Annotated in this window: 16 protein-coding genes; 14 read left to right on the top strand and 2 right to left on the bottom strand. The window is 55.4% G+C overall.

Going from position 1 to position 24,901, the window contains the following annotated elements; genetic code table 11:
- The first annotated feature begins 35 nt into the window (after nt 1–35).
- The 11 genes from KK078_RS27025 to KK078_RS26975 all read left to right on the top strand — a co-directional run bounded on the left by KK078_RS27025 (nt 36) and on the right by KK078_RS26975 (nt 18,517).
- Nucleotides 36–3,404, top strand: coding sequence for a DEAD/DEAH box helicase (locus tag KK078_RS27025; protein ID WP_254093463.1), 3,369 nt, complete (start codon nt 36–38; stop codon nt 3,402–3,404).
- A gap of 452 nt (nt 3,405–3,856) precedes the next feature.
- Nucleotides 3,857–6,562, top strand: a complete 2,706-nt coding sequence (locus tag KK078_RS27020) for a GH92 family glycosyl hydrolase (protein ID WP_254093462.1) — start codon at nt 3,857–3,859, stop codon at nt 6,560–6,562.
- Between the two features lie 54 nt (nt 6,563–6,616).
- Nucleotides 6,617–9,754, top strand: coding sequence for a SusC/RagA family TonB-linked outer membrane protein (locus KK078_RS27015; RefSeq protein ID WP_254093461.1), 3,138 nt, complete (start codon nt 6,617–6,619; stop codon nt 9,752–9,754).
- 29 nt (nt 9,755–9,783) lie between these two features.
- Nucleotides 9,784–11,247, top strand: coding sequence for a RagB/SusD family nutrient uptake outer membrane protein (locus KK078_RS27010; RefSeq protein WP_254093460.1), 1,464 nt, complete (start codon nt 9,784–9,786; stop codon nt 11,245–11,247).
- Between the two features lie 19 nt (nt 11,248–11,266).
- Entirely contained in the window at nt 11,267–12,106 is an 840-nt protein-coding gene (locus KK078_RS27005) for a lipocalin-like domain-containing protein (protein WP_254093459.1), read from the top strand.
- A 13-nt stretch (nt 12,107–12,119) separates the two neighbouring features.
- Nucleotides 12,120–13,307, top strand: a complete 1,188-nt coding sequence (locus tag KK078_RS27000; RefSeq protein ID WP_254093458.1) for a DUF4185 domain-containing protein — start codon at nt 12,120–12,122, stop codon at nt 13,305–13,307.
- A 7-nt stretch (nt 13,308–13,314) separates the two neighbouring features.
- Nucleotides 13,315–15,321, top strand: a complete 2,007-nt coding sequence (locus tag KK078_RS26995; protein ID WP_254093457.1) for a sialate O-acetylesterase — start codon at nt 13,315–13,317, stop codon at nt 15,319–15,321.
- 27 nt (nt 15,322–15,348) lie between these two features.
- Nucleotides 15,349–16,530, top strand: coding sequence for a glycoside hydrolase family 172 protein (locus tag KK078_RS26990; protein WP_254093456.1), 1,182 nt, complete (start codon nt 15,349–15,351; stop codon nt 16,528–16,530).
- Nucleotides 16,531–16,617: 87 nt separating this feature from the next.
- Entirely contained in the window at nt 16,618–17,481 is an 864-nt protein-coding gene (locus KK078_RS26985) for a helix-turn-helix domain-containing protein (RefSeq protein WP_254093455.1), read from the top strand.
- A 28-nt stretch (nt 17,482–17,509) separates the two neighbouring features.
- Nucleotides 17,510–18,010, top strand: coding sequence for an MFS transporter (locus KK078_RS26980; RefSeq protein ID WP_254093454.1), 501 nt, complete (start codon nt 17,510–17,512; stop codon nt 18,008–18,010).
- Nucleotides 18,011–18,067: 57 nt separating this feature from the next.
- Nucleotides 18,068–18,517, top strand: coding sequence for a hypothetical protein (locus tag KK078_RS26975; RefSeq protein WP_254093453.1), 450 nt, complete (start codon nt 18,068–18,070; stop codon nt 18,515–18,517).
- A gap of 37 nt (nt 18,518–18,554) precedes the next feature.
- Here the strand turns inward: KK078_RS26975 and KK078_RS26970 are convergent, their stop codons facing one another.
- The gene (locus KK078_RS26970) at nt 18,555–20,363 is read right to left on the bottom strand and encodes a PQQ-dependent sugar dehydrogenase (RefSeq protein WP_254093452.1); all 1,809 of its coding nucleotides are present in this window, start codon (nt 20,361–20,363) and stop codon (nt 18,555–18,557) included.
- Nucleotides 20,364–20,622: 259 nt separating this feature from the next.
- On the opposite strand from KK078_RS26970, the gene KK078_RS26965 reads away from it, so the two are divergent.
- The 3 genes from KK078_RS26965 (at nt 20,623) to KK078_RS26955 (ending at nt 24,308) form a co-directional block, all read left to right on the top strand.
- The gene (locus tag KK078_RS26965) at nt 20,623–20,814 is read left to right on the top strand and encodes a hypothetical protein (RefSeq protein ID WP_254093451.1); all 192 of its coding nucleotides are present in this window, start codon (nt 20,623–20,625) and stop codon (nt 20,812–20,814) included.
- Nucleotides 20,815–20,950: 136 nt separating this feature from the next.
- Entirely contained in the window at nt 20,951–21,172 is a 222-nt protein-coding gene (locus KK078_RS26960) for a hypothetical protein (RefSeq protein ID WP_254093450.1), read from the top strand.
- A gap of 205 nt (nt 21,173–21,377) precedes the next feature.
- Complete coding sequence (locus KK078_RS26955; RefSeq protein WP_254093449.1) at nt 21,378–24,308, top strand: T9SS type A sorting domain-containing protein; 2,931 nt, start codon at nt 21,378–21,380, stop codon at nt 24,306–24,308.
- Here the strand turns inward: KK078_RS26955 and KK078_RS26950 are convergent.
- Nucleotides 24,292–24,717, bottom strand: a complete 426-nt coding sequence (locus KK078_RS26950; RefSeq protein WP_254093448.1) for a hypothetical protein — start codon at nt 24,715–24,717, stop codon at nt 24,292–24,294. The genes KK078_RS26955 and KK078_RS26950 overlap by 17 nt on opposite strands.
- Nucleotides 24,718–24,901 lie beyond the last annotated feature (184 nt).

Raw genomic sequence — 24,901 nt, 5'->3', positions numbered from 1 at the left:
ACGTAAAATCTCTATTATTGCGGCGAATGAACACGATGCCGAAATCCCATGATCCCCAGCCCGATCTGCATGCTTACCAAATTGCGGATTTTAACATCGCAGAGCTGACATCGACGTTCATTTTTCGTCATAGCGCGGATCTGAGCGCGTCGGCGCGGGTGTCGGATTTTATTCCGGAGGAAGTAAGTATAGACCGTGCGACGTTCCGGGAGGCCACCCCCGTGCAGGCGGCCAATCGGGTGGAGGTGCGATACGACGGGAAGACGTTGATGCTTCATTGCACGTGCGTCACTCCGAAACGGAAGCTGTGCGAGCATCAGCGGCAGGTTTTGAGTCTGATCATGAACCGCGAGGAGCTGCGGATTTTCTTCGATGGCCCGATGCGTCAGGCGAAATTGGCAACTGCGGCCCGGCATTATGGGATGGAGCAGGAGCAGGACCTTTCGCAATTCTTTACGCTGGAATACGATCAGAAGTCGGTCCATATCAAGCCGAAGCTAAAGGGGCTGGTTTCGTTCAATACCGCGCCGGCTATCCGGGCACTTCCTCAGAAGACAACGCCGCCGGCACCGGGAGAGCCCGTGCGGACACGGACCATCGTTGTGCTGAGCCAGCATAAATACTACGGGCATTTTTTTATCGAGCTGTTTATCGCCCCGCTGAGCAAAGAGGGGAAGGTCAAGGCGCCGCTCACGCCACTCGATCCGATGGATTTGATCTGGAAGACGGAGAAACCCGAGGAGACAAAATTCTTTGCGGCGCTTTCCAAATTCCACAGCAATTTCAGGACGACACGGTCTGAGACCGATGTTACCGGTTTGCAGGCGTTGGTGCGCAACCCGTTGCAATACGACTTTTACTTTCACAATGCCGCGGCGTCCGCGAATATAACGGTGGGCTCGCTGGTGCCGATACAGCTGCGGCCGGAGCGCGTGGAGCTGGATCTGACGGTCCGCAGCCGGGATATATTCTACGAGGCTTCGCTGCTCATACGCATCGGGCCGAAGCACCTCGATGTCGCACAGGTGGATATACGATACGATCATTTTATGATGGTCGATAACAAGGCCTATCTGATCGAAGATGCGGACCTGCTGGCTGTGCTGAAGCGGTTCAAGGAGTCGGACAATGTGTTGCTGGTTCACAAGTCCAAGCTGCCGGAGTTCCACCATGACTTTCTGGCGCGGTATGAGCGTAAGGTGAACCTGTCCTATCCGGACATGGCCCGGGCGACAGCCCGGCAGTTGAAACAGAACGGTTTTGACGAGCCGCATCGGCGAATCATTTATCTGTCGGACTCGGGTGATTTTATAGAGATCACACCGGTGCTTACGTATGGTTCGCTGGAGGTGCCTGTGCTCTCGCGGAGGCAGATCCTTTCCGTAGATCAACAGGGCAAACCGTTTACGTTGAAACGCGACGAGGAGGCGGAGCTGCAGTTTGCGGGTGTGCTGATACGGCAGCATCCGGATTTTGAGGCACAGCTCGAGGAGGGACTTGCGCGCGATTTCCTGTACATCCATAAGAAGCGCTTTCTCGAAAATGATTGGTTCCTCGATGCGTTTGAGGCGTGGCGGGCGTTGGGCATTTCGATCCTGGGGTTCAATACGCTTGCGCATAACAATCTGAATCCGTTCAAGTCGAAGATCACGATACGGGTGAGCAGCGGGGTTGATTGGTTCAATACCAACATCTCGGTGAAGTTTGACAAGCAACAGGTATCGCTGAAGCACTTGCAGAGGTCAATACGGAACAAGAACCGGTTTATTCAGCTTGATGACGGAACGCTGGGGATCTTGCCGGAGGAGTGGATGGCGAAGTTCGAACGCTATTTCGAGGCGGGCGAGATCACGGCGGACGGTGTATTGCGGACGCCGGTTTCACGCTTCAGCGATATTTCCAGTTTGTATGACCAGGAGCAGCTTACACCCGAGGCAAGCTCGCTTCTGAGCCGCGTACAGCAAAAGGCCGGCAGCTTTGAGACCATCGACCCTGTCGCTGTGCCGGAAGGGCTTATGGCGACGCTCCGCCCGTATCAGCAGCAAGGCCTCAACTGGCTCGGCTTCCTGGACGACTTCAACTTTGGCGGGTGCCTGGCGGACGATATGGGGCTTGGAAAGACGTTGCAGATCATCGCCTTTATTCTTTCGCAGCGGACCAAACAGAAGCGTAATACCAACCTGGTGGTGGTGCCGGCTTCGCTTATTTATAACTGGCAGGAAGAGGTGCAGAAGTTTGCGCCTTCGCTGCGGGTGCTGACGCTTTATGGGACGTCGCGCGTGCGTGACGTACAGTCGTTCGATGGTTATGAGATCATTCTTACATCCTACACGACGTTACTGGCGGACGTGGTTCATTTGAAGGAGTACGCGTTCAATTATATATTCCTGGATGAATCGCAGGCCATAAAGAATCCGGACTCGCAGCGGTATAAGGCCGCGCGTTTGCTGAACGCGCGGAACCGGGTCGCGCTGAGTGGTACGCCGATCGAAAACAATACATTCGATCTCTATGGGCAACTGTCGTTTGCGTGCCCGGGATTATTGGGTACGTTGCGGCACTTCCGCGATCATTATGCTATTCCGATCGACAAGTTTAAAAGCATGAAGCATACCAAGGCGTTGCAGCGGCGGATCAACCCGTTTATCCTGCGACGGACCAAGGAGCAGGTGGCCGCGGAGCTTCCGGAGAAGACCGAGATGATCGTACATTGCGAGATGGGACCGGAACAGCGCAAGGTTTATGACGCGTGTGAACGGGAGTTCAGGGATTTTCTCGAATCCACTCCGGAGGATAAGATCGCCGCACAGAGTATGCATATTTTACAGGGACTGACAAAGCTGCGGCAGCTGTGCAACTCGCCGGCGATCATTAAAGACGATGAGTACTTTGGTAACGAGTCGGCAAAGATCGATACCCTGATCGAGCATATCGAGAACCAGCATGTACATCATAAGATCCTGGTATTTTCGCAGTTTGTGACCATGCTCGACCTGATCCGGATACAGCTCGGGTTGCGGAACATTCCGTTTCAATATCTTACGGGACAGACGCGGAACCGGGCCGAAAGGATCAAGGACTTTCAGCACAACCCGCATACACGGGTGTTCCTCATCAGCCTGAAAGCGGGCGGCACGGGACTGAATCTTACCGCGGCGGACTATGTATACCTGGTCGATCCGTGGTGGAACCCAGCCGTCGAAAACCAGGCTATAGACCGCGCGCATCGCATCGGGCAGCATAAGAATGTAGTGGCGGTAAGGCTGATCTGTCCGAATACCATCGAGGAGAAGATCCTGAAGTTACAGGAGACGAAACGGGACCTTGTGGGAAGCCTGATCCATAGCGATGCGTCGATACTCAAATCGCTCACTTCACGGGATCTGTTGGAGTTGTTGCAGTAACAAGTCGCCTTCCACGCCGGGGGCCGGGCCGTTGTGCATAATCATTGGTTTCGAAAATCCATTCTTCGGTACGGGAAAGGATCGCCCATGCCTCACGATGTGCATTACCGATGCGGTATTCATATTCATGTTTAAACACCATAGGACATACCGATCTATATGTATAGTATCGATATGTATATATGACGGCATTCGCCGGCGGGACAGCGACCACTCACTAAAAAAGCGGGATTTTTTGCGGTATTTCCAATTTCAGTGCAAACGATTGTAGAAAGTTCTTGCATAATAAGTATGAACATATATACATTTATGTAAACCAAAAACCAAACCTATGAAATGGCCGGTAATGACAGGGACGATCCTCCCGATGTATGTACACCTCCTTCATGGCACCGATATCAGCAGCTGAAGACTTTGCAGGGAAACGAGTCAATTACTTTATAACGGCAACCATGAGAATCTTTCAATTTTCGACACATTCGATCGTCCTCCTTTTCTTTTTTACGCTGAAAGCCTGGGCGGGGCCGGACAGCATCGCTCCGCACGCTACGGTCACCGCATCGACGTACCGGGGCGAGACGTACAAGCCGTCCAACGTGGTGGATGGTATCATTCATATTGACGGCCAGGGGGAATGGGCCTGCCAGGGCGACACTACCGACTGGGGATATATACGCTTTCCATGGCTTCAACTGGCATGGCAGTCACCCCAGCAGGTGAACCGTATCGTGCTGTACGACCGGGTGACGCAGCGCAACCACATCGCCACCTGCAAACTGCTTTTCAGCGACGGCAGTACGCTCTGGGTGAACCAGATCCCCAATGACGGTACGGGCCGGGCGGTGGAATTCGAGACAAAAACGATACGATGGGTGAAGATCGTTGTTACGGATGGTACGGGCAGGGACCTCGGATTCTCGGAGGTCGAGGTGTTCCCTTCGGCCGATCAGTTCACCGACTACGTATCGATGGTGGACCCTTATATCGAGACGAACCGGGGGCGCCACTTTTTCTTTATTACCGGCGGCCGGCCTTTTGGCATGACGGGGGCGGCGCCGCATACCCGCAACAAGAACCAGGGCGGCGGCGGTTACAACTATAACGAGTCACACATTCTGGGCTTCGGTCAGATCGCCTGCTGGATGCTGTCGGGACTCGAGATCATGCCGGCCCGTGCGGACGTCAACCCGTCGCGGGGTGAACAGGCATGGAAATCGCGCTTTACGCATGCGGAAGAAATTGTTCAGCCCGGCTACCACCGGGTATACCTGCAGGATCCGCGCACGTGGGTGGAGCTGACGGCGACGGAGCGTGTGAGCTTTTACCGGTTCAGGTTTACGGCCGACCAGCCGACGCAACTGCTCACAAACCTGGGCGGGTATCTCTGTGGGACGACGATGGCCGGCGCGTCGGTGAAGAAGAACAGCCGCACGGAGTTCGAAGGGTCATTCAGCTCCGTGAAACGCTACTGGGGTGGTCCCCGGGATGTGAAGGTCTTCTTCGTGGTGCAGTTCGACAAGCCGTATGATCAGCTCAACGGCTGGGTCGGAAATGAGCACCATCAGCAGGTGACCACGCTTCAAGGCGACAGCCTCGGTTTGTCCGCGGCGTATGCGGTGAAGGCGGGCGATGTGGTGCAGATGAAGATCGGTATTTCGTATACCAGCATCGATAACGCCCGCAACAATCTTCAGCAAGAATGTGCGGGCTGGGATTTCGACGCTGTGCGCAACGAGTCGAAGGCTACGTGGAACGAGTGGCTCGGAAAGATCGATGTGCAGGGTGGGCGTACGGACCAGCGCGTGAAATTCTATACCGACCTGTGGCACGTGCTGCTGGGGCGGCACAAGATCAACGACATTTCGGGCGATTATCCGGACCGTACGCAGGGCACGCGCGAAGGAACATTTACCGAGTCCGTTTTCAAGGTCAAAACCCTGCCCCGGAATGCCGACGGCAGTCTGCGCTACAACATGTATAATTCCGATGCCTTCTGGCTGTCGCAATGGAACCTCAATATTCTGTGGGGGCTGGCGTGGCCGGGTGTCCAGGATGAGCTATCGGCATCGATGCTGCAATATGCGGACAATGGCTATTTACTTCCCCGCGGTCCTTCGGGCGGTGGATATTCGTATATCATGACCAGTTGCCCGACCACCAACCTCATCGTGAGCACGTACATGAAGGGCATGCTTACCAGGGCCGATCCCCGGCACGCTTTCGAAATCCTGAAACGCAACCATCTTCCCGGTGGCATGCTGGGGTCTGCGGAGGACATCAACTTCTATACGAAGAATGGCTGGTGGCGCAACAACGCCGGCATTACGGTGGAGGCCGCCTTCCAGGATTGGGCCATCGCACAGATGGCGCAGCGCCTCGGAAAGAAGAAAGACTATACTTTCTTTATGAACCGTGCGCAGGGATGGAAGAAGTGCTACGATCCCCAGCAGAAGTTACTGTTCCCGAAAGACGACAACGGACACTTTGTACATCGCGATCCGCTGAGCGGGCAGGGATGGGTGGAAGCCAATGCGTGGCAGGCCACATGGGGCGTGTCACACGACATCCCGGGCCTTGCCGCCTTACTGGGCGGGAACGATACCCTTTGTCATAAGCTGAACCATGCCTTTGAGCAGGCAAGCGCCAGCGACTTTGTCTTTGCCTACAACGACGGCTATGTGAGCTATGCCAATCAACCTGGTTGTTCCAACGCTCACGTGTTCAACTACGCAGGCAAGCCCTGGCTTACGCAATACTGGGTAAGAAGAGTAAAAGAGCAAGCTTATGGCGGCACAACGCCCGACCTTGGCTATGGCGGGCATGACGAAGACCAGGGGCAGATGGGCGGCGTGAGCGCGCTGATGGCCATGGGGTTGTTCAGCCTTCAGGGCAATGCATCGGCTGTTCCCACGTACGATATCACCAGTCCTATTTTCGACAAGATCACCATTCAGCTCGATCCGAAGTATTACCGGGGAAAGCAGTTCGTGATCACCACGCACAACAACGCTCCGGAGAATATGTATATACAAAACGCATCGCTGAACGGAAAGCCGCAGCAGCGCTTCTGGTTTACGCATGAGGACTATGCAAAAGGGGGAGCGCTCGAGATCTGGCTGGGTGACAAACCGAATCAGGCCTGGGGAACAGCGGAGTAGTGAACGTATACATTTTTATGTGAACCCAATATAAAACGTCTTAACCAATCAATTATGAATAGAAAGTTTTACCACAATTTATGCCGGTGGCTCTTGCTGCTGTTATCGGTGGAGCTGGGCGTCCCGCTGGAAGCATTTCCCGAAGGAATGGTTCAGGAGCGGACCGTGCGTGGAAAGGTGATCGCTTCGTCGGGCGAATCGCTGCCGGGTGTCAGCGTCCTGATAAAAGGTTCCAGCATCGGCACGGTGACGGATGCCGACGGAAATTATACCATTCGTGCCGGTGCGGATGCGGTGCTGGTATTTTCGTTCATCGGCTTTTCGCCGGAAGAAGTCGTCGTGGGCACGCAGACGACGGTAAACGTTACGCTGACACCGTCGCTCGAGACGTTGTCGGAGGTGGTGGTGATCGGATACGGCACGGTAAAGAAAACGGACCTTACCGGGTCCGTGGCATCGGTGAAGGCAGAAGAGATCACGGCGGTGCCCACTACGTCGTTCGACCAGGCACTGCAAGGCAGGGCCGCGGGCGTCCAGGTGATGCAGACATCGGGTGCGCCCGGAGCCGAGGCGTCTATCCGTATCCGCGGGATCAGCTCCATTCTGGCGGGAAATGAGCCGCTCTATGTCATTGACGGTATGCTGGTGAACAGCAACACCGCAGAAGTGACCAACGCCACCGTGGGCAGCGCGCCGCGCATCGGTCCGCTGGCGGCCATCAACCCCAATGACATCGAGTCCATTGAGATCCTGAAGGACGCTTCGGCCACGGCCATCTATGGTGCGCGCGGCGCGAACGGCGTGGTCCTGATCACCACCAAGCATGGGCGGAAGGGGACGAGTGCCGTGACGGTCGACAGCTACTATGGTGTACAAGAACCGTCAAAATATATCGACGTGCTCAATGCGCAGCAGTTTGCCGAGTTTGTCAATGAAGCGCGTATCAACGGTGGCCAGCAGGCCGAGTATGTCAACCCCTCAACCCTGGGCCAGGGCACGGACTGGCAAAAGGAGATGCTGCGCACGGCGCCCATTCAGAGTCACCAGGTGGGTGTTTCCGGTGGAAGCGACAAGGTGACGTATACCATTTCCGGCGGATATTTCGGCCAGCAGGGGATCGTGATAAACTCCGACTTTTCGCGTTACAATTTTCGCTCGAACGTCACGACCGAGGTGACCAAAAAGCTCAGCATCGGGGCCAACATCGCCTATGCCTATACCAAGGGTAACTCGGTGAACACCGGGCTGCAGCAGATCACGCCGGGTGTGATCGGCGGTGCGCTGGGGATGAACCCCATCCAACCGGTGTATGACCCTACGGTGAAAGGCGGCTATACCTATGAGAACGACCGGGGCATCGTCATTGGAAACCCCGTCGCCGAAGCGAAGGAGCACAAGGCCTATAGCACCACCCAGCGTATTCTCGGCAACGTAGAGGCGCGCTACAAGATCCTGCCGTCGCTGGAGCTCAAGAGCACCTTTGGGATTGACGGCATTTCGTCCAGGGACCGGGCGTTCGCTCCCGACTTCCTCAAATCGGCGGCCGGCTCCAAGGGCGAAGCAAGCGTTGCGACCCTCGAAGCCACGACGTGGCTGAACGAGAATACGATCACCTTCGACAAGACCATCGCTACGAAACATTCGATCACGGCGGTGGCGGGCTATACCCTGCAGGGATTCAAGAGCGAGCGGCTCAACGGATATGTGTTCGGCATTTCCGATCCCCGCCTGGGATACCACAGCCTGCGCGGTGCCGCCGAGCCCCAGCCCCCGGTGGTAGGCGAGGCCACGTGGACCATGCAGTCCTATCTGGGCCGCGTGCAGTATTCGTTCAACCGTCGGTACCTGGCTACTCTTACGGGCCGGGTAGACGGGTCTTCGAAGTTCGGCGCGAATAACAAATACGCGTTCTTTCCGTCGGCAGCCCTGGCCTGGCGGATCGTGGAAGAGGAATGGATGAAGCCCGTGGAGTTTATATCCGAACTCAAGCTGCGCACCTCCCTGGGGATCATCGGAAACCAGGCGATCGACTCGTACCAGTCGCTCGCGCTGGTGGGCGCATACGGCGAGGGTGTCTTTAATCACGGCGCCACGGTCGATTATTATTCCAGTAGCCAACCGACGGCCTATAGCAATCCCAACCTGAAGTGGGAGACCACCCGCCAGTTCGATATCGGTATCGACGCCGGGTTCCTGAACGACCGGATCACGCTCACGGCCGATGTATACCAGAAATATACCTATGACCTTCTGCTGAGCACGCCCATACCGTTCACCTCGGGCTTTGATGCCACGACCCTGAATATCGGCGACCTGACGAACCGGGGGCTCGATATCGACATTCGAACCGTAAACACCACCGGCAAACTGAAATGGAACTCGTCCATCAACTTTTCCACGTACACCAACAAGATCACCCGGTTGGCGGAAGACGGGAAGGACGTGAACCTGGGCTCGGGGCTGATCCTGCGGGAAGGTCAGCCGTTGGGTACCTTTTACGGTCTGCAGTTCGATGGCATTTTCCAGACCGACGAGGAAGCGGAAGCTGCGGCGGTGCTCAACGGGCAGCATAACATTCCGGGTAACGAACTTACGCGTGCCCGCGCCGGCGACAGGCGGTACCGGAATCTGTCCGCCCCCGACACGGTGATCAACGAGAACGACCGAACGATCCTCGGTAACGCGCTTCCGGACTTCACCTGGGGATTCAACAATACGCTGTCATACGGCAACTTTAGCCTGAGCGTGTTCATCCAGGGATCGCAGGGCAACAAGATGGCGAACTTCAACGCGCTGGCGCTGGAAGACTTCCGCGGCGTGCAGAATATCTCCGCGGAGGCGGGATTGAATCGCTGGACCCCGGAGCACCCGGGTAACCGTTATCCGCGTGCCCTGGCGAACCGCACCATCGATGTGGGCACGTTCTCTTCGGCGTATGTGGAAGACGCGTCGTACGTGCGTATCAAGAACATTACGCTCGGCTATAACATTCCTTCGGCGATCCTGAGCCGGGCCAACGTGAAGACACTGCGCCTCTATGTCAGCGCCACCAACCTGGCGACGTTCACCCGGTACACGGGCTATGACCCGGAAGGAAGCTCCTACGGCGTCGCCACGGCCATGCCCGGCGTCGATCAGGGACGCTACCCGATGACGAAGACCTACCTGGTCGGAGTGAACATTGGCCTATAACATCTTACCCCATTTGAGATATGAAATTCATGAAACGAAATATAAAGCTCGCCGGCATGTTGCTACTGCTGGCGTTCCTGGCCCCGTCATGCAAGGATTTTCTGGAAGAAGATCCGCAGAACTTTGTGGCGGTATCGAACTTCTATAAGACCGAAGCAGACGCCGTGTCGGCCGTAAACGCTATTTACGGGCACCTGAACTCGCAGAGCGGTGATACTTTTGGCGGCGTATACCACAGCAACTTCTGGATCATGATGGGCCTGGCTTCTGACGAGATGCTCAACAACCAGGTGGGCATGACCGATGCCGATCAGCTTTCGAACTTCACGTACTCGCCGCAGAACGGAATCGTGACCGATGTCTGGAAACAGCACTATAAGGCCGTCTCGCTGGCGAACATCGCCATCGAGAAGATCCCCGCGATCGACATGAATGCCACGCTGAGGACCCGGCTTGTGAACGAAGCGAAGTTCCTTCGGGCCCTGTTGTATTTCAACCTGGTGCGGATGTTCGGAAAGATCCCCTTGTTGCTGAAGATAGAGGAACCGTTAAAACCCAACGTTGCGGAAGTGAACGAGATCTATACCCAGATCATTGCCGACCTGACCGACGCGGAAGGGCTTCCGGAAGAACAGGCAGAGGGCCGGGGAAGAGCCACGCAGGGTGCGGCCAAAGCGCTGCTGGCGAAAGTGTATCTGACCCGTCAGGAATATGGAATGGCTGCAGCCAAGGCGCTGGAGGTGATCGGCTCGGGAAACTACGAGCTCTGGGATGACTATGTGGATGTATTCAAGATCCAGAACCGCGGCGGCAAGGAAGCGATCTTCAGCGTGGGCTTCGGCGATGCCGGCGGCAAGATCATCTTTTGGGAAAGCGGACAATTTCACACACGGCTGCTGCCCAATGCGCTGGTGAAGGCGGGCATCACCAACAACACCCTGGGATGGCAGGTGCCTACGCAGGCCCTGGTCGATGCATACCCTACAAACGATGAGCGTGACTCTGTAACCGTCTTCAACGAGTTCAAGGAGACCGTGGCGGGAACGACCTACGATGTTCCGTTTGATAAATATTATTTCAGAAAGTATTGGGACGTCACCAACCCCGAGGAGTTCACCAATGCGAAAGCGGCCCAGGATTTTCCCGTGATCCGCTATGCCGACGTGCTGCTGATGTATGCGGAGGCGCTGAACGAGGAAAACGGCCCGACGGCCGACGCCTATACCTACCTCAACATGGTGCGCCACCGCGCCAACCAGGGCGACGTCTCGGGTCTTACCACAGAACAGTTCCGCGACGAAGTACTCGCGCAGCGCAGGCTAGAACTGGCGGCAGAAGGTCACCGGTGGTTCGACCTGGTGCGCACCGGGAAGCTGGAGACCCTGGTACCCCTGGCCAAACCCGGTGTGACGCCGCGGGCGAACCATTACTTGTTCCCCATTCCACAGCGCGAGCGCGACCTGAACGTGAACCTTCCTCAAAACGATTATTAGACGGTAAATGCATAAAGCGATGAAAAACATTCGTCAATATCTTTTCGGTCTTATGCTGGTGGCGTGTGCAGGCACGCTTTCGTGCGAAGACGACTATGAGTCCAATTCGGACAAGCCGGGCCTGGAGCTCACTATTCCGGGACAGAATATCAAGATTGCCGGGTACGGTCAGTACCGCACGCAGGTGCGGGAGGGCAGCGAAGCGGTGGTCACCGTAATGCTACCTCCGGACGTGCGCGCGCTGACCATTACGAAGTCCGTAAACCTGACCGTGGACGGGGGTTACGGCATCGACGGTATGCTCGCGGTGGACGCTGCGGCGCTTTCGCCGGGCGGCGAATATACCTTCCGGTACGTGGGCCGGGAAGAAGACATTGACCAGCTGATCGGCTTTGCCTTCCGTGCGGAGACGGCATCCGGCGATGTGGTGAACAGCGATCTTACGCTGGCGGTGGCCGCCGCGCCGCGCATAAACCTTTCGCGCAGGAAGTGGATGTTCACCTCGAAGATCTGGGTGAACAAGGGGAACAAGGAAGACATCCGGGAGTGTGAAAAAGATAATTATTATCTGTTCCATGCCGACGGTCTCATGGACTCCTTCTATGGCACGAGCCACGCCGGCGGGTGCGAGCTTGAAGAATTCAACGACTACGACACCTGGGCCCTTTCAGAAGACGAGACCACGTTTGAGATGAAATATCACAGCATATTCAGTCCCGATGTGTTTACAACCGATGTCTTCAACGTGAAAACGCTTACCGTCGACAAGCTCGAGCTCGAGATCCACATCGACCTTTCGTGGGCCGGAGAGACGAACGACGAAGTATTTATTTATAAATACGTTGCCGCTCCTAAATAGTACCTGTAAATTGATGATGATGAAACAGATCGCTTCCTATTGTGTGTTGATCGCGCTGGCCGCAGCCGGTGTACTGACGTCCTGTCAACAGAAAAAAGAAGAACTGCACGAGGTGACCTATACGGTGCAGGCCGCACCGGAATGGACAGCGTTGTTCACACGGTCACGGGGATGGTTCGGCGCCGACGGCATCTACTCCATTCCCTTGAAAGGGAACGATGCCGGGGCGTCGGGCGATACCGTGCTCTTCGTTTTCAGCGACACCATGTTCGGCGAGGCGGGCGACCCCCGGCAATCCGGCGCGCCCGGTATGGCCATGATCAATAATTCGGTGATGCTGCTGCGCGGGAACGAGCCGCGGGAAGACCATGCGACGTTCATCGTGGGAGACGATACAAGCTCGGTATTCCTGCCGTCAACGCCCCGGACACAGCCTGGCGACTACTACTGGCTGGGCGACGGCGTGGTGGATCATGAAGCGGGAGACAGCCTGTATATCTTCGGCTACCTCATTCATAATACCAACGACGGTTCGAAGTTCCCGTTCCGCCAGGTAGGTACAACGTTGCTGATCTATCCGCCGCATACTACGGATCTTACAAAGTCGAGGCAGGTGGACCTTCCCCTTGTATCGCCCAGCGACGACCCGGCGGCGACGGCCTTCGGGGCGGGCATCTATGCCAATACCCGGGAGTCGGGAGCTCCCGATCCGGATGGTTATCTATACATCTATGGCGTTCGCGGCCCGACAAAGGAGCTGATCGCTGCGCGGACCCCAGCGGGAACGCTGGCAACATTCTCGTCCTGGGAGTTCAGGACATCCGACGGATGGACGAAGGACCTGAAGGCTGCTGCCGCGCTGGCCGACAGTGTTTCAAACGAGATGAGCGTCTCCGCCATCGGCAACGGCCAGTACGCGCTGATCTATCAGCTCGGCGGTATCTTTTCGGAAATCTGTATGCAGATCGGTCCTTCGCCGGTGGGGCCTTTCGAACGACGCCAGGTGATCTGGAATACATCTTCCGAATTGACGGAGAAAGACATCTATACCTATAATGCGAAGGCCCACCCCGCGCTATCGAAGCCGGGAGAGCTGCTCATCAGCTATAACATCAATAGCTTCAACTTCCTGGAGCAGCTCAAGAAAACTCCGAACTTCTATCATCCCCGGTTTATAAAAGTGATCTTTGACAGAAAATAATCCGTTCATGAAGCGCACGCGCGGTGGTGTTATGCCTTTCAGGGGCTTGATCTTTTGTATGGTCCTTCTGGTCATGGTTCCGGCAGCCATGGCCGACGTGAGGCTGCCTGCAATCTTTCGCGATCACATGGTACTTCAGCGAGGCGCCCCTGTTAACGTGTGGGGGTGGGCTTCGCCGGGAGAAAAGGTCGCTGTCACCCTCATGATGAAATCGGCTACGGCGATCGCGAACAAGCAGGGTACATGGAGCGTCGTGCTGCCGGCCCTGGAAGCCGGCGGGCCCTATACGTTAACCGTGGAGGGGAGAAACACTATTGTGTTGTCGGATGTTCTGATCGGCGATGTCTGGATCTGCGGCGGGCAGTCCAACATGCAGTGGACAATAGACCAGACCGGCTTTGACGAGAAAGACAGCGCTTTTCTGAAGAACGCACAGGTCCGTCTCTTTACCGTGCATGTCGATATCGATTATTTGCCGGCAGAAGATATCAAGGGTGGAACGGGATGGAACACGCTGAGCCAAGAGAATATAAAATATTTCTCGGCCGTAGCCTATCACTTCGGGAAGAAGCTGTACCGGGAACTGAACGTGCCCATCGGCCTGGTCAGCGACAACCTGGGGGCTACCAGCGTTGAAAGCTGGATGAGTAACGAGGCGCTTCTGGCGTTTGATCAGTTCAGGGCCGACATCGAGCCCGTGCTGAAGCGTAATAAGAACTTCGCCGCGATGCGGGCCGACTTTGAGAAAATGAAGCCCGCGTGGTATAAAAAGTATTATTACAAGGGGCCGGGCATCGTGGGGGAATGGTTCGACGTGGATACCGACCTTTCGGAATGGAAGCCGATCCAGCCCCTTGGCAACACCTGGGAAAATGTACCCGACCTGCGTGACCACGACGGTGCCGTATGGTTCAGGACAACGTTCGACCTGCCGGAAAACCATACGGGCAAAACATTTCATGTGGGGCTGCTGCAGGTCGACGACTACGACATCGCCTGGGTGAACGGTGTAAAAGTGGGCGAGAGCTACGGCAACTACAATCATCATGGTTACGACGTGCCGACAGACATTTTGAAGCCTACGGGCAACGTGCTGGTGGTACGTGTCTTTGACGTCGGGGGCAGGGGTGGGTTCACCACACCTTCCATGTGGGCGCACAAACATCTATCGGGTGACTGGCTGTACAGGAAAGGCCAGGCTATCGATGCTGCAAAATTTCCGAAGGTGCTGGTGCCCAATGCTACACCTTTTTCTTCGCCCGCTGTGTTATACAACGGGAGCATTGCGCCGCTCACGCGCATGTCCATCAAAGGCGTAATTTGGTATCAGGGAGAGGCCAACGCCGATCGTGCCGATGAATACCGCAAGCTGTTCCCCGCGATGATCGCAGACTGGCGTTCAACATGGAAACAGCCCGAGCTTCCTTTTCTCTTTGTGCAGCTTGCTAACTATATGGCGGAGTCGCCGCTGCCGGCACCGAGTGCCTGGGCCGAACTGAGGGAAGCGCAGGCGGCTGCGCTGGCCCTGCCCAACACCGCCATGGCCGTGTCCATCGACCTGGGTGAAGCGAACGACATTCACCCCCGGAACAAGGAAGATGTCGGCAAGCGCCTGGCACTCGGTGCGCTAAATAAAGTATACCAGAAGAACATCGTCAGCGCAGGACCGACGTTCCGGTCAATGAAGCTCGGCGGTGGTACGGCGACTATTGAATACGACAATACTGGCGGTGGTCTGATAACAAAGGACAAATACGGCTTTGTGCGTGGATTCCAGATGGCCGGCGAGGACAGGAAGTTTTATTGGGCGCAGGCCACGCTCGTTAACGGAACGGTGGAGGTTACGTGTCGCCAGGTATCAAAGCCTGTGGCGGTGCGCTATGCGTGGGACGACAACCCCGGGCCGCTGGATCTTTACAACGCCGATGGTCTTCCGGCCGTACCCTTCCGCACCGACGACTGGCCGGGCATTACAGCCGGTAAGAGATTTCAGACGGGACAACCGAGATTTTGAGTTTTGGTAAACTATAAACTGTAAAGTATGCTTCGATATTCAACCAACCATAATACGATGAGACTACGGGCATTTCTCTTCCTCCTGGCAGCCTTCCTGACATTAGAGGCCGCTGCGCAAAAGGGGGGCTTTGACGGTATAGGCACAAACATGGATAACCTCTACAGGCTTTCGGATGCGCAGACGCGGTCGATCAGTCCGGAGAACCCTACTGGTGAGAAAGGCAAGGGCGGCATGGCGAAGGAAGGCACGGCCTCGGGCCCTGCGCGAGATCTCGGCCCTGGATGGAAGGTCAATCCCTTTATCCGCATTGCCGCGCACACCACCTATACACTCGCCGAGATCGAGGGCGGAGGGGCCATACAACACATCTGGATGACGCCGACGGGCAACTGGCGTTACAGCATTCTTCGCATGTATTGGGACGACGAGAAAGAGCCGTCTGTGGAGGTGCCCGTAGGCGACTTCTTTGCCGCCGCCTATGAGTACAAGCCGATCTCGTCGCTGGCGGTGTGCGTGAATCCTGGTAGCGCCTTCAACAGCTATTGGGCGATGCCCTTTCGAAAGAAGTGCCGCATCACCCTGGAAAACGTCGCCGATGAGGAAATGATCCTGTACTATCAGATCGACTACACGCGCACCACCGTGCCCGATGATGCCGCATATTTTCATGCGCAGTTCCGCCGGGTGAACCCGGTGCCGTATAAGGACGTGTATACCATCGTAGACGGGATCAAGGGTAAAGGGCATTATGTCGGCACGTATATGCTGTGGCAGAGCAAGAGCAATGGCTGGTGGGGCGAAGGGGAGATCAAGTTCTATATGGATGGTGACACACAATACCCCACGATCTGTGGCACGGGCACGGAGGACTACTTCTGCGGCTCCTATGCGTTTGCCGTGAAGGACAAGAACGGCCAGCAGCAGTATGAGGATTATTCAACTTCGTACGCGGGTTTCCACGTGTTCAAACCGGACGGCGCGTTCAAATCGCAGACCATGTTCGGGATGTACCGGTGGCATATCACCGATCCCGTTCGTTTTAATAAGGATCTGAAGATTACGATCCAGGCGCTGGGATGGCGCAGCGGTGGCCGCTACCTGCCGTTACAGGATGATATTTCTTCCGTGGCGTTCTGGTATCAAACGGAGCCGCATGCGCCGTTTCCGAAGATCCATTCGAAGGATGGACTGGAAATCGTCCGGTAGCGAAGCACCATGTTGAAAATCCGCCGGGCAGGACGGCAGCAGGTTGGGGAACGCTGGTGAAATTGTATTTTTACCGGCAAAGAAAGCATGACGATGTCCCGGAAGAAACAAGCGATCACGCTCCATGAGAATGAACTGAAAAGCATCGGTATTAGCGTTGCACCTTTCAGTAGCCTGACGGAAAATGTGCGGGATTCACACCGGGATGATCATTATATGTTTATCATCCAGCAGCACGGACGTTTTGTGTGGGAATTCGATTTCCAGGAGGTTGTGTTAAAAGATGCTTCCCTTAGTTATGTCATCCCCGGGCAAGTGCATCGGTACGTATCATTTCACCGTACCGCAGGATGGTTTGTTTTTGTGGCGCCGGACCTGATCGATAGCACCTATCGGGAAATCTTTGACGCATACCTTCATTCCGGACAAGGTGTGCCTTTAAAAAAGGGCGATGCAGTCTTTACTACAACGCTGTTGCTGGTGGAAATGCTGGACCGGGAGCCGCAGTTGTTTCGCGAGCGGTTGTCCAGGTCGTTGGTCGATACACTGGCGGGGATGGTCGCTTCCAGGATCGCGGAGGCAAAAGATACCGTCGCCATCATCGGTGGACCGAAGTATCATACCGTCCTCAGGTTTAAAAAGCTGGTAAAAGCACACTGCAAGGAAAAAAAGCAGGTGCAGGATTATGCAGCACTACTCCATATCACGCCACTTTATCTGAATGAGGTTGTAAAAGACCTTACGGGTTTTTCCGCGAGCTATTGGATCCAGCAGGAGATCCTGTTGGAGGCCAAGCGCATGCTCCGGTATGCGGTCCTGGATATCAAACAGATCGCCTTTGACCTCGGATATGCGGATCACGCCTATTTTTCACGGTTCTTCCGGAAGCATACCGGCGTAACGGCCACGGACTTCAGAGCCAGCCATTATTTGTCCAATCATAGCCATTGAGCGGCTATCGCCGCCGTTGCCCCGATTCATGAATTTTGTGCCGGATTGTATCGCTTCGTTCATATCGTTGTTGTTTGCAGCCAAAGGCTGGGAGCACGCGTCGTGGGGATTTATAGGTTTCGGGGGCTCCTATATTTTGACGCGGGTCTTTTTTGCTTCCTTTCCCGACCGGTTTGGAGGATATAGCGTAGCCCTTGTATCGTTCATCGTGGAAATGGCGGGGCAGCTGTTGATCGGATTCTCGTCCACCCCGTCGTTTGCCATTGCGGGTTGTGCGCTGACGGGAATTGGTTTTTCACTCGTTTTCCCGGCATTGGGGGTACTTGCCATTCAGCGGGTAGCCCTGCAGATGCGGGGGACGGCATTGGCCGCCTATTCTGCGTTTTTTGATCTTTCGCTGAGCATCGCCGGTCCTGTGGCCGGTCTGCTGGCGGCAGGGTGGGGGTATCCGTCGATCTATTTGTTCGGCGGCGCCGGCTGCCTGGCGGCGCTGTTGATCCTGCGTTCTTGCAGGAAGAAAATATTGTAACGGTGGTTGTGGAAAAACGCGTAGCCCCGCATCTCAGGAAGCAAAACCAATCCATCTATGAGACCGATCCATGCAGTAGTATTTTTATTTTGCGTTGTTACCGCTATGGGGTGCGGCGCCCACCGCATGAGCGGCAACACCCGTACCAAACCCGTGACATCGCTCGATGCAGCCACCTTTGAGCTTACCGAAACCACGACCGACACGACCTATGGATTCGATCGTAAGAATCCGGTGAGTGTAGGCAATACGGGCGGCGGCCCGGCGAACGAACGCCGCTACCTGAATGCACTCCTGGGACCCCATGGTGAGCCGGTCTCCTATATCCGCGAAGGCAGCTGCTGCGCCTTTAAAACGCCCAACGGCCTGTTTGACAACACCGGTATGCTGGATCGCTATAAGGTTACCTGGGCCGGGGCTGCGGATACGGTGGTTCTTTACATCAACATGTATGACAGGGGTGATCTGAAGATCCCGGTAGGGTTTACGGCCCGGCAGCGGCCGTGAAGTATTTTCCTGACGATGAGCTTGCCAACGAGCCGGACTATTTCAGCCCCGCACGCACGGCGCGCACCTCGTCTGCCTTGATCGCCGAGCTTCCGTGGGTCATTCGTGTACGCACGTAGGTGAGGATATCGGCCACCTGCTCGTCGGAAAGGAACGCATGTGCGGGCATGACGCCATCGTATGTCTTTCCCCGGACCTCTATCGGGCCGGTCAGTCCTTTCAGTACGACTTCGATCAGCGTCTTGCTCGGGCCGCTTACCCATTTTGAACCGAACAGCGGTGGATACCGGTTGCCATCGCCCTGGCCGCCGGGCAGGTGGCAGGAAGCACAGTACTGGGTGTAGGCGACGGAGCCGGGTGTATCCTTGAACAGGTTGTCTTTCTTCTCATCGGGCTGCTTGATATTGGTGGCTGTTTGTTTCCGGGTTTCCATTCCGGCCAGCTGCTGCTCGCCAAAGGCTGCCTTGTCGCCCTTGAACATGATCCTCCAGATCTTTCCTTTCACGCTTTCGGTCACATACAGCGAGCCGTCAGGTCCTTCGGAAAGCCCCATGGGCCGCGCCTTGGCGTCGGACGTATTGACGATCGTATCCAGCTGCGCAAAGCCATCGGCAAACACTTCCCATGGACCTGTGGGTTTCCCCCCCTTCATGGGCACAAATGCTACGAAGTATCCCCCTTGCGGATAGGGCGCCCGTATGGTCGAACCGTGAAAGGCGATGAATGCGCCGTTCTTATAGCGTGCGGGAAACTGGTCGCCGCGGTAGAAAAGCAGGTCATTGGGTGAAAAGTGGCCGGGAAAACCGATGAGCGGTAGTGCGACCGTGTCGGCACCGTCGGCTTTTCTGCCGTCGCCGCCGTACTCCGGGTTCAGCACTTTCTTATCCTGCATCTGATCGAAATAATAGTAGGGCCAGCCGCCGTTGGTGCCTTCGGTGATCCGGAAGAACTCCTCTGACGGAAGCAGCGCGCTCTGCCAGGGAGAGTAAAGCCCCGGCCACGTCCTGGCAAAATCATCGCGCCCGTGTTGCACGGCGAACAGATTGCCGTCTTCGAAATTCCAGGCCATCGCCACCAGGCTTCGCATGCCGGTAGCATATTTTTTTCCATCACCCTGTACCTGACCGGGCTTGTTGGCGTCGAATTGCCAGACACCGCCGTGGATGTCGAGCTGCGGGCAGGGAAGCATACCGGGCGCGCCAGGGGTTCTGTTCTCTGCCTGGCACACGTCGCCGGGAGCGCCGAAGGGAACATAGAGGTGCCCCTTGTCGTCGAACGTGATCGATTTGGTAATATGCTCGGTTCCACGGGGATTGGCCCTGTACGCATCGTCGATCACGATCGGCTCTTCTACAGTATCGGGCAGCAGCTGGCCGGGCACGAGCTTGCTGCGGTATACGACGCCGGTAGACGCGTAATAGATATAGCCATTGTATATACGCATACCGGTGCCGTATGCGCTCGGGTCTTTGTACGTACCGAAGTATTTTACGAGATCCGCTTTGCCGTCGCCGGTCGTATCACGAAGAGCCACCGATCCACCCCGGGGTGTGACGGCACGGAGCTTCACATAGATGTCGCCGTTGTCGTTCACGGCCAGGTGTCGTGCCCTGCCCACGCTGTCTACCACCACCAAAGCCTCGAAACCGTCGGCCAGGGCAAGCTTTCCTTTGTCAGCATCACCGGGGGGAAGCGAGGCTTTCGGATCATCCGGGGGAGGTGGGACTTTCCTATCGCCCGGCGAACACCGGGTGCACAGTAAGATCAATAAGCCTACACCCATACCGGTTACACTTCGGAAGATCAGCCTGCCCCAGGCCCCCGGGGATAATTGTAGTTCCTGCATATCTTAAATAAAATGTTCCATGGGTTGACCGCAACCTCTGCACGCACCGACTGGATCTTTTTACAACCGCACGTAATTACAACTCCGGCAGAGGCGTGTGGAAAGTAAATATATGATTCGAAACATGAAAGGAATTTTATCTGGAATCTTCTTTAACGGTTGCGTTTGGTTGCTGAGTTGTATTAATCGCCTTTGAAGTTTCTAAAAAGAAGAACCCTACGCCCGTACACCCATCCCTCTCTATGAAACAGTTCTACCCGTGCTCCTGTGCCTCGTATTGAGTGCCGGACCCACTTTCGTCTATGCCCAGCGCAGCAACGATACTGAAGAAGACGCGGAAGAGGAAGAGACGGACCTTTCTAAATTGAAACGTGAAAAGCTTACACTGGCAAAAAATGCTCCGCCGGTCTCTATAGCGATCACGCCATTGGAAGGTGGCGCCGTAGCGTAGTGTGCGCGATACGGACAAAGCCAATATGATCTTGGAGATTATAGATTATGTTGTGTGTTATGTGCATATCAAGCAAGGCTCACTCAACCCCGCCTCAAGGTAGGGGCAAAGGTAAAGGCCGGGTGACCGTCTGGGCATGGCAGGCAACTCGGGCTACCATGCCAGCGGTCCTCATCTGCACCGCTGCGTGCAGCGCGCCGACGGCGGCATCACGCCCTTTATCTTCAGCAACGGCTATGTTATTGGCCACGGACAATACGGCGATACGACGTTACCCTCGGCCTGGTCGCCACTGAAGGGGAAGGGTATACCGGGTGAGAAAAGCCTGATCCGGCCGGGGCGACGCGCCGCCGGGTAAGTGAAGGGCTCGTGCGCAGGTTATTTCCGATCTTCTGATTTATACAATAGCAGTACCGGCTCAACACTTCTTCAATCTTCTGATTTATACAATAGTAGCACCTTCTCCGCGCTGTTTCAGAGCAGGAACTATCAATATGCATCGGTTTCTTACGTCCGCTGCAAATTGTAAAAAGCATTGGCTAAGTTTAACGGGAATACACGTCATGAAACTGTTCCTCAGCTCCCTTGTGATACTGGCTGCGATCGGCATGTCGCATGCTCAACCGCAGTACGCAAAAGTACATCCCGGTGACTCGGCCGTGCTGGCCAATTTTAATGTGGCGATGCAACAGCATGGCTGGCCGCCACTTTGGGATAACGCAAAGCCGGCGGTTACGTGGCCAGGCGTCACATTTCGGGCGCCGGAGCCCTATCGTGTTACGGGCCTTTCTATTGTCGGCAATAAATTAGGGAATGGGGACTTTACCACCCCGACACTACCTGCGATCGTTGCGATGCTCAAGGACCTTCCGTTGATGGAAAGCTTTGGAGTACATGTCGGGTTACAATCTCTTCCCGCGGAGCTTGCTCAGCTGACGCAGATTCAATCATTGGAACTGGCCAATAACCGGCTTTCCGGTCTGCCGCCGGAGGTGACCCGCATGGCAAACCTGACCACGCTCTCGCTCGATAACAACACCTTTTCTACGTTGCCGGACCTGAGTGGTTTGTCAAAACTAACCCGGTTGACGGCGTCACAAAATAAAGATCTTGCTGCGCTTCCCGCATCATTCTTTTCCCTTACCCATCTGACGTATATAGATCTGGGATGGGGGGGCCTTTCCTCGCTGCCAGACGACATTCAGAACCTGGTGAACCTGGAGCAGCTTCACGTTGACGTCTGCAAGCTGACGGAATTACCTGTCGGAATAGGCCGTCTTGCGAAGCTCCATACACTGGATGCCTCGTATAATCAGCTCGAAAGCCTGCCGGAGGCGCTGGGCTGGGCCACCGGATTGCAGCAGCTGAACCTGAGGGGAAATAAACTGATCGCCTTGCCGGCGACATTTGCGCAGCTCAGTGCGCTTGAAGGTATCGATCTGCGGAATAACCGACTGGCTTCGTTCCCTTCTTCTATCGCGGCATTATCGAGGCTGCAAACCATTCAGGCGTCGACGAATCAAATGGAAGGGGGCCTGCCCGCGGCGTTGTGGAATCGCCCGGCAACCCGACCACTATCGCTCGAGGTCAGCGATAATAAGCTCTCCGGGAAAATAGAGATACCCAATGCCCGTTCGGTAAGATTCCTCGGCCTGTCGGGTAACCGCTACCGGTTCACGGACCTCTACGAAGTATATGCCAGCCTTCGGGCAGCAGGCGTTACCATGGTGTTTAATGATCAGGTCCGCGTTGGCACCGCACGAACGATACAGCCGAAACAAGGGGATGTTGTCACAATTGGGATCGACGGGTATGTCCCGCTCGACGGCAGCGTCTATACCTGGTATCAGCGCCGTACCTTGAATGAAAGCGCCAGGGTTGTGTCGCAAGCGCAGGAGCTGCGCTTGCCGGCAGTCGACTTGTTTGAAGCAGCGGGCATCTACCATTGCATGATCACGCATCCAGAGCTCGGCGATTGGCGGCTATACTCGAACGAAGTACGCCTCATAGGCCGCAATGCGCCACCGGTTATTTCGGTGTCAGACATCATTTTCCGTCAGGGAAATACGATACCAGACCTGGTCATATCTGTGACGGACGACTTCAGTACGGCCGATAAGATCACCGTCGCGGTTCCCTTCGAAACGGAACACTTCATCCTTTCTCCTTCCAGCACAGGTCAAGGCACGACGGTTTATCAACTATCACTAAAAGCACCTGCCTGGGCGGGTACAGATACCATGATCGTTCTCGCGACAGATGGGGAAGGGCATACATCGCAGCGTACGTTCACGATCACGTCGCTGCCGGCCGGCAACCAGGCGCCGGTAGCAGGAGGTTTGCCTGTAGTATACCTGCTGGAAGAAGCGATACCGTGCGGTACTGAACCAGGGTGTGTTCCATTCTGGATCTGGACGGCTAAATGCGAGATCGGTCGGTTTATAACCGACGATTTGGACCGAACGGACCAGCTGATGCTTACAGTCGACGAGGAAAAAGCCGAGGCGTTGGCCGAAAAAGATATATTCTTCGTTGTTTTTCGTGAATCGGATAACCGATGGATGCTCGAGGTCAGCCATTTCAACGATACAGATACGGCCTTTGTGAGTACGATAACACTGCATGTCGCGGATCGGGAAGGAGCCGTGACCGATGTTCCGGTTACGTTCTCAATTCCCGAAACAAGCCTGGTGCCGCCTTCCATCGAGCCCATCCCGGATCAATTTGCCACGTTGGGCGACCATGCGTTTCCACTTCTGGATCTGGAGCGTTATGTCCACCATGCGCACTATAGCGCCCTGGACATGGCGTGGCGCGCGTACCCGATGTCTTCTTATCTGCGGGTGGATATGCCTTCAGGCAGCGCAGCCGTTGCCGTGCCGCTGGCATACGAGCCTCGCACAGACACGATCGTATACGAAGCCTATCCGGTCATGAATACCTATGTATCCCGTCAGGTGAAGGTAGCTTATCACGTGCTACCGGCATTGTATGTCGCCGGCGTGGTCCACGCAGCAAGTGGGGAGCCGCTGGCGGATGTATTGATTCAAGGATTTCCAAGGGGTGCGGTTGTGACCGGTCCCGACGGACGTTTTTATGCGGAGGTGCCGGAGGGATGGTCGGGGACGATCATGCCCACCGCGCCGGGTCTGAAGTTTTTTCCTGCATCGGCAACCGTCGATAACATTCAGGAGCCACGGACGGATCTATCATTCCATGCCGCCGTTGTAACAGGTCTTGATGCTGGTGAATTTCCTCCTATTGTATCCTATCCCAATCCCGCAACTACTACGTTGTTCGTACGATCAGCCGACGATGCTTCGGTAGAGGCTCATCTGACGAGCGCCGTAGGCCGTCGGTTTCCCCTGACGAAGATCTCCGGGGCGGAGGGTGAATTTTCCTATTCTCTTGAAAACGTTGTGCCCGGTGTATATATACTTACACTGTCAACAAAGACCAGAACAATAAATCAGAAATTTACGGTCGTTCGCTGAAGCTCGTGGGACGAGTTTTCTTATCGGAAAGTTTATTCTTTAGATCGTCGGCTATTTTGTGGAAATCATCACTGATTCGTAAAAACTCTCTACTATACCTTTTATAGCCTTCTTCCTCCGGCGGAGAATAGTCTTTAATGAGATATTCAAACACACAAAGGCCATTCACGTGATATTCGTAAAGCTCTCTGAATTCGGGAGATACAATGTATCTTTTTTTCTTTGCCATTTTGATGGCCTTTTCAAGATTCGTGACCAACGATAAATTCACTTTTCTTGAAGCTCCCTTTAGCGAGTCTGCTTTTTCTGACATCTTCAGCAGGACTTCTGAATCTTTTTTCGCCGCAGCGGACAATGTAGATGCCAGTTCTAACGCCGATTCAGAGGCATATCCCTCTCGTTCTGTCATCCGCATGTTAGCGAATCTGCAATGGAACTTCATCGCTGCCGACGGGTTCCCGCGCCGACCAGCCGAGGTCAGAAAAAGTAATAGCGCGAGAGCCGTTACCGTAGAAATCGATAGATTTTTGATTTTTATTGGCAATATACTATGGTTATAGCTGCAAATTTATCGGACGTCTCCGATATGGCGG

The sequence above is a fragment of the Dawidia soli genome, assembly GCF_018598185.1.
GTDB classification, from domain to species: domain Bacteria; phylum Bacteroidota; class Bacteroidia; order Cytophagales; family Cyclobacteriaceae; genus Ohtaekwangia; species Ohtaekwangia soli.
This window is presented reverse-complemented; position numbering and strand designations above follow the sequence as displayed.